Source organism: Nitrospira sp. KM1 (assembly GCF_011405515.1).
Taxonomy (GTDB): domain Bacteria; phylum Nitrospirota; class Nitrospiria; order Nitrospirales; family Nitrospiraceae; genus Nitrospira_C.
Genome location: NZ_AP022671.1, coordinates 3,332,662 through 3,347,236, shown reverse-complemented (window position 1 = coordinate 3,347,236; position 14,575 = coordinate 3,332,662). Strand labels below are relative to the sequence as shown.

The following is a 14,575-nucleotide window of genomic DNA, read 5'->3' as shown; positions in this document are numbered from 1 at the left end:
TCTCAGATATGTCGCTTACTCTTGTTCAGCTTCCATACCCGATTGATTGCGCTTCCCCTTCGATCCACTTCTGCCGGTCGTTCGCTTTCTGCCCACGCTCATCCGTCCGCGCCCTGCACGACCGGCGCCGGCGGGCTTTTTCCCTTTTGCCGACGCGGCACGTTTGACCGATCGCCCGGAACTCTTTTTAGTTCGTCTCATGATCGCTCTCCTTTCTACGGTGAAGAAAGCTGTTCATCGCTCTACTCACAAGATCGTCGGTGCATCGACAACTTCACGCCCACATCAAAGCCTACGGCGAGTTGACCGTCACCATCGTGGCTCCAGCGGAAGCTGCTTGGGTCCGTGGCCGATCAACGCATCCCTTTCAAAGTACAAATCAAGCCAAGGCGCCATCCTTGTCGCCCCGCTGGACGATGTGAGCAGCCGGACCAACCATTGCACGGTCGCCTCTTCAACCGCAGCCCAACGCTTCAAATGACCCTGAGGGGCGGATGCCAATGTGTCGGGATGAAACGATTTCAACCTAAACCCGTGGCGGCGGGTCAAACCGACGATGTGTTCGACCGAGTAGCCGTACAGATATGGGAAAGTCAACAAATTATTCCACGCCAATGCCACATCAATGACAGAACGCTTCACTTTGGATGCCGTCATTCGCACATTCATGGCACAATCGAAACATGAACCGTTCGGAATTCGAATCACCAAGATTCCGCCGGGCCGCAGCAGGGGCGCCACATAACCCAACAACTCATCAGGACTCGCCACCTGATCGAACGTATTCCATATGGCAGCGGCGTCAAACTCGACGGCGAGCTTTGCTTCGGGGATGGTCCCTCTCAGAACCGGCAGCCCCTGCGCTCGGCAGAACGATACGACGTCGCGGCCTGGGTCCACGCCCAGCATGTCCCATCCAGCGGCCAAGCCTTCTGCGAGAAATCCCCCGACAAAACTGCCGACTTCCAAGACTCTTGGAATCCGGCGTCGTGACACTGGGAGGAGATATCGCATTAATGTGGGGACTTTGGATCGAAACCAGAGGCGCTGGGTGGCCAATTCACTCCGCAAATAGGACTGATCGTACGTTTCATTGATATAGGCATTCGTGACCGATTCATAGTCCGGCTCGGGTACCCTGCTCAGGAGTCCACAGCTCACGCAGGCCCTGATTTCCCAGGCCGGTTTGTGCGTAAAGGACAGCCTATCGGAAGCGCTCGCTTCATCCTGTACGCGCCACCGCTCACGGTAGAACCGTTCAAGAAAATCCTTTTGGTCCACCATGGCTTCGATCGAGCACACCACCCGCTTTCCCAACTCATCGCAGAACAAACACCCGCTGCGGCCGCCCTCTGGTGCAGATGGCGGACTGAGACCCACCGCTTGCCGGGATACGACGGCCTCTTCAGTCTCTTGCTCGGCTGACGAGTTCACGCAAGTGTCCATTGATCGATTACACGTAAAGACAGCTTTCACAAAAACTGCTATCGCTGATGCGACAGATCCAAGCGCGCGTTCTGGCTGTTGCAAAGGCAAGGCCGACAGTTGTTCATCAGCAAGTTTCACAATCACAAATACTTACTCGATGATACCCGGTGCGACGACTCGTAAACTGCCTGACAAATTGTCTGTGTCGGACAGGATGTCGGGAAGGGAACCGGGTTACTCCAATCGGATTACTCCAAACAGTTGCAATCGAAAATCCATCAGATGCACGGACACCTTATCCATGCAAGACGAACTGTCCAGCCGGTTTACGCCTGTACGGGCCGCCTGATTCGCAGGTTTCCGTGCCGTTACGTCGCGAGACTCCCAACGGTACCCGTTTTGCTGCTTCTCATCGGCACTGCGTGGCCGAATCCTCGACATGAACACGGTCGCGAAACACATTCTCAACTATTTTCAAGGAGGAGCGTCTCTCATGAAATTCAATCTACACAGAACCGCAACAATGGGATCAACGGTGTTGCTATCGGCAGGCCTGACATGTCTGACGGGACTGCCGACACTTTCCGCGGACTCGACGACTCCTACGGGAGGATCAAAATCACAGCAGGAAAAGGAATTGGGTATTCCGATTCCCCAGCAAAGCGGTGACACTGAAGACACGAGGAAAAAACGTGATCCCAACAAGGCCCAGTCGCCTGATTCGAATCGTCAAGTAACCGTAGGGGGAGCCCAAGGGACGCTTGAAGGTGAAATTCTCACCGTCGATGGACAAAATTTCGATATCAAAACCGATCCGGCTGGAGACCGGGTGCGCGTAGTTGTAAATCAGGACACGAATATGGACTGTGCGAAATCCCCACGGTCCGGCGATCGCAAACAATCCGATACACTTTCAAGTGATCGAGTGCCCATGGATAAGCAAGGAGCCACGAGCGGCAGCCAAATGGCTCAAGGGCAGCGGAACGACGAAACCGCGCGCGGTTCCGGGTTCAAGATCGGCTCATGCGACTTCAAGCAGGGGGATCGCATAAAAGCGGAAGTGGACGATATGGGGCGCGTCACCACTCTCAAGTACGTCGCGAGCGCCATGCACCATTGATTCTAACGCGGCATTTGCCGACATTCGGAGGCATATCGAGTGGCAACGCCAAAGCAGCGTGCCGCAGCACGTCGCAATATAGGAAAGGCAGCGGTCGCAGCAAAGAGGGTCAGACCATTAAGCATTTTCCAAAACGCACATGAAGAACGCTTGGCAAACAGGCCTTCAAACTCGCCTGTCGAGACAAGTGTACAGTGAAACCGATTCATTCATGTATGGACGCAATAAAGGAGGACCATCCATGTCAACGATTGAAAAGTCCATTGAGGTGAACGTACCGGTGCAGACCGCCTACAACCAGTGGACCCAATTCGAAGAATTCCCCAGATTTATGGAGGGTGTGAAACAGGTCAAGCAAATCGATGACACGCATCTCTATTGGAAGGCCGATATAGGAGGGAAAGAACAGGAATGGCAAGCCAACATCACCGAACAAGTGCCGGATAAACGGATTGCCTGGAAGAGTCAGGGAGGGGCGTCCAACGCCGGCGTGGTGACGTTCCATCGCCTGTCGGATTTGAAATCGAAGGTGATGCTGCAGCTCGAGTACGAGCCGCAGGGCATCGTGGAACAGGCCGGAGATGCCGTGGGGGTCGTCACGCGCCGAATCGAAGGCGACCTCGAGCGGTTTAAGAGCTACATTGAAAGCCGTGGTCAGGAAACCGGGGCATGGAGAGGAACCGTGAAGCACTGATGCTTGTGCATTGGGCCGATGGCTCACCCGATTCAACATATTGAGAGAGCCATCGGCCCACCGGGAGTTTCATTGCAGCACTGATCCCCAGCCCCCAAAGAGACCGGGTGCGTGATGACAGCGTCCATGGACGACTACGAGGCGGAGTATCATCTGACCCGCGACGGCTGGGTCATAGGTTCCTATTACTTCTTTGGGAGGCGGCTTGGCATTGCGTCGGTCCGACCGACCGGCACATATGAGACATGGCTTCGCCATGCGACCTGTCGGGCTGAGCACTGTGAAGAGAACACCTATTGGTCGAGATTTTGGAAGAATGACCTGTTCGACGAACAGGAACTGCGAAGATTTCGAGATGCCAAGGGATGGCCGCCTGACGACGCGCATCTGCCTCTTCATGACAGTCTCCCCTGTTCACGCCTGCTTGAAGCTGTCGAGGATCCTCCTAGTCCTGCATCTTAGTCAAACCCCCTTCCTATAGCCGTGCCAGATTTCCCGATGCGGGCAACTTGTCCGCCAGCGACTTATTGTCCCGTGTTAATTCATGTGAAAAATCTTGGTATTTCCTTTTCAGAACGACAAACAGTCTTTGGACGTTCGGTGCCGACGCTAAACCGTAAGATAAATGCTGCGGATTTCTTGGAATGCCAGCCGGTGAAACGCTTGGTGCAGAGATTGCACAACATATGATGCAGAATTACATCCATCCATAGAGACCACAATGGTCCGGAAGGACCTACGATGGTCGGAAAGGGGAGGCAGATTTCCTGGCGACAGGGAGTAAGAGTCTCCCCTTTTTTATCGGCTCAACACATAACATAAGAGGTTATGTATGTCCCGGCTCATGAGTGTCTTCATCATGCTGTGTGTATTGCTCATATCCGCGGTCGCTGTCTCGCTCTTCGGAGCCGGCATCTTTTCCTCCGGAGCCGGACAGAGAGCCTCAATCGCCGTATTCGGGTTGGCAGCCATGGGAATGATCGCGCTCTTACTGATAGGGCGGCGCTGGTCCAGGCTCAGCCACAAACACAGATCGCGTGTAGTGGTGATTAACAGCATTTATTAAGTCCGGACGCTCGCCAAGGGGCATGCCGGGACGTGGGTGCACAGGGGTTCGATGACCAACACCTTCCAGTGAGAGGAGTGCCGGCATGAAGAGGGGATCCGGATCAACAACGTCGGTGTGGATGAGCAGGGGCGGCATCCCGTCAAGACCTGCTTTGACTACGGACGTCACGGCAGATGTCTGTGTCATCGGGGCTGGAATCGCCGGCATATCGACGGCATATATGCTGGAACTGGAGGGTCGATCCGTCGTCGTTCTCGACGACGGTCCCATTGCCGGAGGGGAATCGTCACGAACCACCGCGCATCTGGTCACAGCTCTCGACACCCGCTATACGGAACTCGAGCGCATGCATGGCGAGCAGGGAGCAAGGATCGCCGCGGAGAGCCATTCGGCCGCCATCGATTGCATTGAAGCCAATGTGCATCGAGAGAACATCGAGTGCGATTTCGAGCGTGTAAACGGCTACCTGATCGTACCTCCGGGAGATCCCCCCGATGTGCTCGAAGAGGAATTGAAAGCAGCCCACCGGGCCGGTTTGCAGCCGGTACGTTTCGTCGAGCGAGCCCCGCTCGACAGGTTTGAGACGGGGCAGTGCCTCGAATTTCCTCGTCAGGGACAATTCCATCCGCTCAAATATATCCAGGGATTGGCCGGCGCCATCGAAGCGAGAGGGGGGAAAATTTTCAACAATAGCCACGCAAACGCCATCGAATGCGGAGAACGATGCCGCGTGGGCACGTCTGAAGGGCCAAGCGTGACGGCGAATGCGGTGATCGTGGCGACCAACACTCCCGTGAACACCTGGGTGGCCATCCACACGAAGCAGGCCGCATACCGCACTTATGTCATCGGCGCCCGCATCCCTCAACAGGCGGCCACCAAAGCACTCTACTGGGACACGGAATCACCGTATCATTATGTGCGTATCTGCGGGATGGACGACCATGCGATCGTGATCATCGGAGGGGAAGATCATAAGACGGGGCAGGCCGACAACACGGAGGAGCGTTTCGATCGCTTGGAAGCTTGGATGCGGGAGCGGTTCCCTGCCGCAGAATCGATCGTCTTTCAGTGGTCCGGCCAGGTGATGGAGCCGGTCGACGGTCTTTCTTATATCGGGCATAGTCCCGGAGAACAGAATATCTACGTGGCGACCGGGGATTCAGGTAATGGCATGACGCACGGCACGATTGCGAGCATATTACTGACCGATCTGATTATGGGCCGTCCCAATCAATGGGCCACCCTCTACGATCCGTCGCGCATCTCTCTCATGGCCGCCGGAGATTTTGCCAAGGAAAATCTCAATGTCATAGCCCAATTCGGATCGTACGGCACCCCGGGCGACATCGATCAAACGCGCGAACTTCTGCGCGGCTCGGGCGCCTTGATCCGGCGGGGATTGAAAAAGGTGGCCGTCTACCGCGATAGCCACGGGACGTTACATCGATGCTCGGCGGTGTGCCCGCATCTCGGTTGTATCGTCCAATGGAATGGCACCGAAAAGACGTGGGATTGCCCCTGCCACGGATCGCGCTTCGATCCGTACGGGAAGGTGCTGAACGGGCCGGCGAATGCGGATTTGAGTGCCGCGGATTGATTCGAGAGCTGAAGAAAGAAAGGATAAATGCTCGTTCGTGAGGTGATGACCCGAGACCAACCTGTTGCACCCCCGCCGATTCCTGCATGGATGCCGCCCGCATCATGCAGGAAAGCGACGCTGATATGGTGCCTGTTATCGAGTCGTTATTCAACACGATGCTCGTTGGGATCGTGACGGATCGCGATCTTTGCATGGCTGTCGTCGCCGCGGGCGTCAGTCCTGATTCCGTCACCGTCCGGGATTGCATGACGACGGAACTGATCACCGCCAAACCGGATGACCACCTCGAGCACGTGGCCGCGCTCATGAAAGACAACCAGATCCGCCGGCTCGTCATCATCGACGGAGAGGGGTCTCCTCAGGGGGTCATTGCAATCGGGGATCTTTTTCAACGCGGAGACTTGCCGAAGGAGCACATTGCCGACATCCTCGTGATGGCATCCATTCCAACCTCTCAATCCAGCGGGCCGCGGGCCGCCATGTCTCATCATTCGGCTCATCCCTGATGCCGTGAATTATTCATTCACGGTCTCTTACTGGAAATCCGTCCTACGAAGCGAACCCCATGTGGTTTATAATCCACCCGCCATGGTCGACCTGCTGATCATCATGGGATGTTTGTTCGTGAATGCGCTGCTTGCGGGGGCCGAGATCGCATTCGTCGCGGTAAACAAGCCATATCTGCGCGAGCTCGTGCGGCAGGGCCATAAACGGGCCCAATTGCTGCTGCACCTGCGTGAGAATCCCGAGCGCACGCTGTCCGTGGTCCAGATCGGAATTACCCTGGTGGGAGCGCTTGCCGGCGCCGTCGGCGGCGCCGGCGCCGAAGAGCTGCTCAGCCCCTCGTTCGAGCGCCTGTTTGGGGTTGCGGATTCGACGGCAGACACGATCGCCATCGGCGTCGTGGTCCTGCCGCTTACGTATTTGACAGTCGTCATCGGTGAACTGGTGCCCAAATCTCTTGCGCTTCGACATGCGGAAAAGTTTGCACTACGTGCCGCTCCGTGGTTGTCGCTGTTCGACAAATTGTTTGGTCCGATCGTGACGGTGTTCGAGTGGTCGACGAAGCAGGTGCTGACCTTACTTGCCTGGTTCCGCATCCGGAAGCAGCCGACGCCCGCACCTTCCCAGGCGGACCTCCCCGGTTCGTCGCCTAACGGGGAAGAGACAACGATCATGTTGGATGTGCTGTCCGCCCAGCACCGGGAGTATGTCATGAACGTCGTCAGTCTTGAACGGAAGACGCTGCGACAGATCCATCTGCCATGGAAACACGTCGTGCACGTCGAATGCCGGCAGGAGATCGGCGACATCGAGCATCTGGTCCTGTCCTCCGGACACACCCGCATTCCCGTGGTGAAAGACAATGAAGTGGTGGGAATCCTCAATACCAAGGAATTCATCGCCCTCCGTGGTGCAGGACGCGACAATTGGACTTCCCTCATCCGCACGGCAATCAGGTTTCAAAGTTCGATGCCTCTCCTGCCGGCCTTACGGCTGCTGCAGGAACGGCGGATGCATATGGCGATCGTCTATGCCGAGCGGTCGCTGCTGGGTATCGTCACGATGGAGGACATTCTTGAAGAGATCGTCGGCGAGATCTATGACGAAGACGACGACGGGATGCTCCGCAAAGTGCTCAGCACATCCCCGCGCACGGTGGGGATGAACCGAACCGGATCCTAATTCGGCATCGAGCTCCGACGCCGTCGTGCCATGGTCTGCATTTTTTGCTCCATCCGAATGATACGGCTTGTCATAGCCTCTTTCCCCAGCCATAATCCATGATCGCCGATCGCTCTTGATCCAGGCAACCGTGGACTCTTGGCTTATTGTGCTATCGGGGGGTTTGCCCGATGACAATCCCCCATCTAAGCAAATGCGGTGCTGAGAAATATCGTGGATTGAGAATGTCCTCCGTACACCTTGTTCCATTCTACACCGCTGCATTGAAACTTCCGGCTCCCACCGGTTGGATCTTCTTCCATCACCCTTGCCCACGTATCCTCGCTGGAAAGGGTGCTGCGTGAGTCGTTTCGAACGGACGCCGACCCCTCTCGTCTACGTAGGAATCGTCTTTTCTCTGATCGCGATCGCCATCGCCGATCTGTTTACGCCACTCGGTGTGACCATCTGGGTCTTTTACTTTGTACCCGCGGTGCTGTCCTTTTACGTCTGGCGTCCGCTTGTGCCCGTGATGGTCGCCGGAATGATCCTCATACTGGTGGCAATAGGCTTTTTCCTCAGTCACCCGGGAATCGACCCTCGGTTCAGTATCATGAACCGTAGCTTCGGCCTCATAACGGTCATCGTGCTGGGCGGAATGGGGCACCAGTTCATTCGGGTGAAACTCGAAGTTCGCCGGGAACAATGGCTGCAGGCCGGCCAGACGAAACTGAGCGAAGGCATGGCGGGGGAACTGCCGGTCGAGATGCTGGGGCGCCACGTGCTCAAGATCCTGGCCGAGTATCTCGACGCGCAGGCGGGCGCGATGTTCGTGCAACACGACGCGAAGCTCCCTCGCGTGGCGACCTACGGCGTGCCGGCTGACGCCGTCATTGCCGAGTCGATTCAAGCCGGCGACGGGTTGCTCGGCCAGGCGATGCAGGACAAACGAATCATCTCGGTCCATGGCGTGCCCGAGGGATATTTGACGGCCGGCTCCGGCCTCGGACGCAGTACGCCACGTCATTTGCTCATCGCCCCTCTTGCCGTCAACGGAATCGTCAACACTGTCCTGGAATTCGGGTTCTTCCAGCAGCCCGATGACGAGGCTTCCACGCTGCTGGCCAGGGTATCCGAGTCCATTGCCATTGCGGCGCGATCCGCTCAGTACCGGCAGCGGTTGCATGTGCTGCTGGAAGAAACGCAGCGCCAGGCCGAGGAACTCCAGATGCAAAGCGAGGAGTTACGCGTCAACAACGAAGAACTGGAGGAAGGAAGCCGAGCGCTGAAAGAATCCAATACGCGACTTGAACTGCAACAAACCGAACTGGAGGAGACGAACGCACAACTTGAACAGCAGTCGAGCCTGCTCGAAATGCAAAAGGAAGATCTGGCCGGGGCCAAGCGGACATTGGAATCCCAAGCTGTGGAGCTCCGGCAGGCCAGCCGGTACAAATCGGAATTCCTGGCGAACATGTCGCATGAGTTGCGTACGCCGCTCAATGCGTCCCTCATTCTGGCCAAGCAGCTCGCTGACAACCGTGAAGGCAATTTGACGGCGGCGCAAGTCACCCACGCCCGCACGATCGAATCGGCCGGCAAGGACCTGCTCATGCTGATCAACGACGTACTCGACCTCGCCAAGGTCGAAGCGGGACACATGGACGTGCGCCCGCAAACCGTTGACGTCTCCCGCCTGCTGGACAGCCTTCGCGGCATATTCGTTCCCATCGCCGGCCAGAAGGGGCTGAGTCTCGATTTTCAGATCGCTCCCGATGTGCCCTCCAGCATCAGCACCGACCCCCAGCGGCTCGAACAAGTGCTGAGAAATCTGATGTCGAATGCATTGAAGTTCACCGAGCACGGCGACGTGGCGTTGCACGTCACGCTGAGACCGGACGGCCGGATCGCATTCGCGGTCCGCGACACCGGCATCGGGATCGCCGAGCACCAGCACCACATGATTTTTGAACCGTTCCGTCAGGCGGACGGGACGACCAACCGCGCATACGGCGGGACAGGCCTCGGTCTCTCCATTTGCCGGCAGTTGACACGGCTTCTCGGCGGCGAAATCCGCCTCTCGAGCGCGCTCGGGGTCGGGAGTACGTTCACGGTTCTCTTGCCGCGACACTATGTCCCTGCCAACGAACACTCCGCTCCGGAACCGGTGTCGCAGACGAAACCGACTGTGCAGACGCGCGCGCCGAAGAATCCGCCTGCCTCCGCCAAACAGGCGTCAGAACCGGTGGCCGACGATCGCGAGCGTCTCAGCGGAGACCGCCGCGTCATTCTCATCGTGGAGGACGATCCGGCCTTCGCCGGTATCTTGTCCGACCTGGCGCACGAACTCAACTTCGATACGCTTCTGGCCAGAATGTCCGCCGAGGCCATGGACCTGGCGGCCCGGTACGTGCCGAGCGCGATCGTCCTGGATGTGGGGCTTCCCGACCACAGCGGACTCTCGGTGCTCAATCAACTGAAGTTGGATACCCGCACCCGTCACATCCCGGTCCATGTCGTATCCGCTCACGACTATTCGCAAACGGCGCTGTCCCTCGGCGCGGTGGGCTACGCGCTCAAACCAGTGAAACGCGAGCAACTCATCGAAGCGTTCGAACGCTTGTCGATGCAGCTCGCGAAACATGTCCGCCGCATTCTGATCGTGGAGGACAATGCGGCCCAACGGGAGAGCCTTCGGCTCCTGTTGAGCTCCCCTGCCGTGGAAATCATCGACGTGAATACCGCCGCCGCCTGTCTGGAGCAGCTCTCGCGCGCCACATTCGATTGCATGGTCTTGGATCTGAATCTTCCGGACGCCACGGGGTTTTCGCTCCTCGATACGCTCAGTCGTGAAGAGCGGTACGCCTTCCCTCCCGTGATTGTCTATACCGGGCGGGAACTGAAGGCGGATGAGGAGGAACGTCTCCGGGTCTACTCCCGATCGATCATCATCAAGGGAGCCAAGTCGCCGGAACGCTTGCTCGACGAAGTGACGTTGTTTCTGCATCGGGTCGTCGCAGACCTTCCATCGGAGCAACAGATTCTGCTGGAACAGGCGCGCCGGCGGGATGCCACGCTGTCGGGGCGCCGGATCTTGATCGTGGAGGATGATATCCGTAATATTTTTGCGCTGCGAAGCGTGCTGGAACCCAGCGGCCTGGCGATTCACGTTGCCCGAAACGGCCGCGAAGCCTTGGAAGCGCTGGAGCAATCGGCGCAGCACCAACAGACCAAGATCGATCTGGTATTGATGGACATTATGATGCCCGAAATGGACGGCCTGACAGCCATACGCGAAATCCGCAGGCGGGAAGAATGGAAAAAACTTCCGATCATCGCCCTGACGGCCAAAGCGCTGAGGAGTGATCAAGAGCATACGCTCCAGGCGGGGGCCAACGACTATATGGCAAAACCGTTGGACGTAGACAGGCTCTTTTCCCTGATTCGGGTCTGGATGCCGCGGTAAACATGTATGCGTGACGCGACGGCCCAGGACATCGAGCTGGATCTGCTGCTCGAAGCCATTTACCGGACATACGACTACGATTTTCGCGGTTACGCCCGCGCGTCGATCAAGCGCCGGGTCCTTCAGGCCCAGGAGCGGTTTGGGTGCCGGAGTCTGTCTCTCTTACAAGACAGGGTGATGCAGGAGCCGTCGCTGCTGCCTCAGCTGCTCGGATATCTCACGGTCCAGGTCAGTGATCTATTCCGGGATCCCGAATACTTTCTGGCGATGCGCCAACATGTGGTTCCGCACCTCAAGACGTATCCCTCCCTCAAGGTCTGGATCGCCGGATGCAGTACGGGCGAAGAGCTGTATTCGATGGCCATCCTGTTCCGTGAAGAAGGTCTCGAAGCCCGTACGCTTTTTTACGCCACTGACATCAATAGCGACTCGCTCAGCAAGGCGGAAGCGGGCATCTATCACCTCGATCGCATCGCCAGATTTTCGGACAACCATCGCGCATCGGGGGGAACCGGTTCTCTCAGCGACTACTATACCGCCGGGTACCAGGCAGCCGTGTTCGACAAGACGTTGCGACGTCGCACTGTCTTTTCCGATCACAGCCTGGTCTCCGATGCCGTCTTTGCGGAAGTGCACGTGATCTCCTGCCGCAATGTCTTGATCTACTTCGATCGGTCGCTCCAAGACCGAGCTGTCGGTCTCCTGAAGGACGCGCTCGTCCGCCGGGGCTTTCTCGGATTGGGTTCCAGAGAGAACCTGCGCTTCAATGCGCATTATGAAGACTTCGCCGAGATCGCCGGATCGGCCAAGTGGTTTCAGAAACGAGGGAACGAATGAGCGGACGGGAGCAGATGGACGGATGCATGCAATCCGTCGAACTGATCGTCATCGGAGCGTCCGCCGGCGCGGTCTCCGCACTCACACACTTGCTGCCTCCGCTACCCGGCGGCTATCCTCTTCCAATCCTGATTGCGGTGCACATCTCGCCGCGAGATACCGGCAGTCTGGTGGCACTGTTCCGCGAACGGTGTCGGATCACGGTCAAAGAGGCGGAGGACAAGGAGCCGATTGCGCCCTCCACCGTCTATTTTGCCGCCCCGGATTATCACTTGCTGGTGGAACGCACTCGCGTCCTGTCCCTTTCGAATGAAGAGGCGGTCAATTTTTCCCGCCCGTCGATCGATCTCCTCTTCACATCCGCGGCAGACGCCTATGGCTCGAATCTCTTGGCCATCGTGCTCTCGGGCGCCAACCAAGACGGGTCAAAAGGGATCACGGCGGTATCCGAGGCGGGCGGCGCGATGTGGGTTCAGGCACCGGATACGGCTGAGGCCAGGTCTATGCCGGATGCGGCGCTGGCGGCTTCCGCCAGAGCCAGGGCGCTCGGTCTGGGCTCGATGACTGAGCTGCTGACGCAAGGAATGGGACGACGATGACCGAATCGCTTCCTTCCCCGACGATCCTCATTGTCGACGACATCGAGGCCAACCTGATCGCATTATGCGCGGTGCTCCGCCAGGACGACCTGACAATTCTGCAGGCCCGCTCGGGCCGCGACGCCTTGGAATCGTTGCTCGTTCACGACGTGGCGCTGGCGCTGATCGACCTGCAGATGCCCGACATGGACGGCTTCGAACTGGCGGAGCTCATGCGGGGTGTCGAACGCACCCGGCGCGTCCCCATCATCTTCATCACCGCCAGCGCACAAGATGTCGAGCGGCGGTTTCGAGGCTACGAAACGGGAGCGGTGGATTTTCTCTACAAGCCGATCGAGGCGGAGATCCTTCGCAGCAAAACCCAGGTCTTCGTGGACTTGTATCGGCACCGGCAGGAAATCATCTGCCAGCGGGATGAATTGCATCGGCTCCTGGAGGAGAAATCCCAGCTGCTGGAGGCTCGTAATCGCGCGGAGGCTTCGCGGCGTGAAAGCGACGAGCGCGTGCGACTGGCCATGACCGCCGGAGCAATGGGCTCATGGGATATGAATCTGGCCACGGACACGGTCACGTCAGACGCCAAGGAGTTCGAGCTGCTGGGGCTGTCTCCTATTGAAGACAACCCCTCGATGACTCGATGGTATCAGATGGTGCATCCCGATGACGCCGCGGCACTTCGGCTCGCCGTGCAACGCGCCATTCAAAGCGGTGGTGGATTGGATCATGAATTCCGAGTCGTGCGGCCTGATGGTTCGGTCCGTTGGTTGATGCGGAAAGGAGCCGTCCTCCATGAGGAGACAGGACAGCCAGCCCGCATGATTGGAGTGAGTTTCGACGTGACGGATCGTAAGCGGCTGGAGGAACGGTTGCGCCAATGGAATCATGAACTCGAATGTGAGGTGAGCGCACGCACCCAGCAGCTTGGACGATCCCAACAGCGATTGAGAGCGCTCGCCAAAGAGCTGACTATCACGGAACAGCGGGAACGGAAGCGCCTGGCGAACGAGCTGCATGACCATCTCGCTCAGATGCTGGCATTAGGGCGATGGCGCCTGTCACAGATCAAGAACATCCGAGGGCCAGAGCTGCCTCCGGCCGACCTTATTCAAGGTTTGGAAGAGGTGCTGGAGGAGTCGCTCAGATATACACGCACGCTCGTCACGGACCTGAGCCCACCGGTTCTGCACAATCTGGGACTGCCGCAGGCGCTCAAGTGGTTGGGTGAATACATGAAGCGGCACGACGTCCGCGTCACGGTCACCATACCCGACTCACTCTCTCACCAACTCCCAGAGGACCAGGCGGTGCTGCTCTTTCAATCGGCGCGGGAATTGCTGATGAATGCCTGGAAGCATGCCGGCACGTCGGAAGCTGATGTGACGCTGGCAGAACGGAACGGCGAGTTATGCCTGACGGTTCAGGACCGCGGGAAGGGGTTCGACACGACGGCAGAATCATCCGGTGAGCCCCATACCGGCCCTTCGTCGAAATTCGGCCTGTTCAGCATCCGGGAGCGCATGAAAGCACTCGGGGGCGAATTCAGACTGGAGTCGGCTCCGGGGCAAGGCACGACCGCCACCCTCATGCTGCCGGTGGCCGGGCAAGACGCAGCCGAAGTTTCATCTCCTCGCACTGAGCCTGTCGAGGCTGTGGCCGAGAATCTGGAAGAAGTGGCCGGCGCAACGGATTCCATCCGAGTCCTGCTCGTTGACGATCACGCCATGATGCGCCATGGACTCCGGACCATTCTCGAAAATTACCCGGACGTCGAGGTGGTCGGGGAGGCCGGCAATGGAGAAGAAGCGGTCTCCGCGGTGGATGTTCTGCAGCCGTCCGTCGTCGTGATGGATATTAACATGCCGAAGCTCAATGGGATTGAGGCGACGGCGCGCATTACGTCCCGTCACCCCTGCGTCCGGGTGATCGGTCTGTCCGTCAACGCCGAAGAAGAAAACATTCGCGCCATGACCAGGGCAGGTGCAGCGACCCTCCTGACCAAAGAGGCGGCAGTCGATCAATTGTATCAGGCGGTCAAGGGTGTGATTCCCGCCCAGGGATGAGCAAGGGCGTGATCCCCGCCCAGGATGAGATAGA

The 14,575-nt window shown here is 58.1% G+C and carries 13 protein-coding genes and 1 pseudogene; 11 read left to right on the top strand and 3 right to left on the bottom strand.

Translation table 11 applies throughout. From position 1 onward, the window contains the following. Window positions 1–15: 15 nt before the first annotated feature. Together W02_RS15745 and W02_RS15740 are read right to left on the bottom strand one after the other, a co-directional pair. The gene (locus tag W02_RS15745; RefSeq protein WP_173049381.1) at window positions 16–201 is read right to left on the bottom strand and encodes a hypothetical protein; all 186 of its coding nucleotides are present in this window, start codon (window positions 199–201) and stop codon (window positions 16–18) included. A 108-nt stretch (window positions 202–309) separates the two neighbouring features. After that, window positions 310–1,434: a bifunctional 2-polyprenyl-6-hydroxyphenol methylase/3-demethylubiquinol 3-O-methyltransferase UbiG gene (locus W02_RS15740; protein WP_173049379.1), complete on the bottom strand. Its 1,125-nt coding sequence runs from the start codon at window positions 1,432–1,434 to the stop codon at window positions 310–312. Window positions 1,435–1,921: 487 nt separating this feature from the next. Between W02_RS15740 and W02_RS15735 the strand changes: the two genes are divergently transcribed. The 3 genes from W02_RS15735 (at window position 1,922) to W02_RS15725 (ending at window position 3,704) form a co-directional block, all read left to right on the top strand. After that, window positions 1,922–2,548 carry a hypothetical protein gene (locus W02_RS15735; RefSeq protein WP_173049377.1) on the top strand — a complete coding sequence of 209 codons (627 nt, stop codon included), beginning with the start codon at window positions 1,922–1,924 and terminating at the stop codon, window positions 2,546–2,548. Between the two features lie 241 nt (window positions 2,549–2,789). Beyond that, entirely contained in the window at window positions 2,790–3,242 is a 453-nt protein-coding gene (locus W02_RS15730; RefSeq protein WP_173049375.1) for an SRPBCC family protein, read from the top strand. A gap of 111 nt (window positions 3,243–3,353) precedes the next feature. Next, window positions 3,354–3,704: a hypothetical protein gene (locus W02_RS15725; protein WP_173049373.1), complete on the top strand. Its 351-nt coding sequence runs from the start codon at window positions 3,354–3,356 to the stop codon at window positions 3,702–3,704. A gap of 336 nt (window positions 3,705–4,040) precedes the next feature. Here the strand turns inward: W02_RS15725 and W02_RS15720 are convergent, their stop codons facing one another. Continuing rightward, entirely contained in the window at window positions 4,041–4,301 is a 261-nt protein-coding gene (locus W02_RS15720; protein WP_173049371.1) for a hypothetical protein, read from the bottom strand. Window positions 4,302–4,393: 92 nt separating this feature from the next. On the opposite strand from W02_RS15720, the gene W02_RS15715 reads away from it, so the two are divergent. From W02_RS15715 to W02_RS15685, 8 genes and pseudogenes are all read left to right on the top strand, one after another. Next, window positions 4,394–5,911, top strand: coding sequence for an FAD-dependent oxidoreductase (locus W02_RS15715; protein WP_173049369.1), 1,518 nt, complete (start codon window positions 4,394–4,396; stop codon window positions 5,909–5,911). Window positions 5,912–5,973: 62 nt separating this feature from the next. After that, window positions 5,974–6,102 (top strand): annotated as a pseudogene (locus W02_RS21820) (CBS domain-containing protein); the annotation flags it as partial. A 3-nt stretch (window positions 6,103–6,105) separates the two neighbouring features. Next, window positions 6,106–6,420, top strand: a complete 315-nt coding sequence (locus tag W02_RS21815; RefSeq protein WP_370467988.1) for a CBS domain-containing protein — start codon at window positions 6,106–6,108, stop codon at window positions 6,418–6,420. A gap of 61 nt (window positions 6,421–6,481) precedes the next feature. Further along, entirely contained in the window at window positions 6,482–7,600 is a 1,119-nt protein-coding gene (locus tag W02_RS15705) for a hemolysin family protein (protein ID WP_173049367.1), read from the top strand. 340 nt (window positions 7,601–7,940) lie between these two features. Next, entirely contained in the window at window positions 7,941–11,045 is a 3,105-nt protein-coding gene (locus W02_RS15700; protein WP_197742037.1) for a response regulator, read from the top strand. A gap of 6 nt (window positions 11,046–11,051) precedes the next feature. Continuing rightward, window positions 11,052–11,882, top strand: coding sequence for a protein-glutamate O-methyltransferase CheR (locus tag W02_RS15695; RefSeq protein WP_173049365.1), 831 nt, complete (start codon window positions 11,052–11,054; stop codon window positions 11,880–11,882). Then, on the top strand, window positions 11,879–12,481 hold the full coding sequence (locus W02_RS15690) for a chemotaxis protein CheB (RefSeq protein ID WP_197742036.1): 603 nt from the start codon (window positions 11,879–11,881) through the stop codon (window positions 12,479–12,481). Before W02_RS15695 ends, W02_RS15690 begins: the two co-directional genes overlap by 4 nt. Further along, on the top strand, window positions 12,478–14,541 hold the full coding sequence (locus W02_RS15685; RefSeq protein WP_173049363.1) for a response regulator: 2,064 nt from the start codon (window positions 12,478–12,480) through the stop codon (window positions 14,539–14,541). Before W02_RS15690 ends, W02_RS15685 begins: the two co-directional genes overlap by 4 nt. Window positions 14,542–14,575 lie beyond the last annotated feature (34 nt).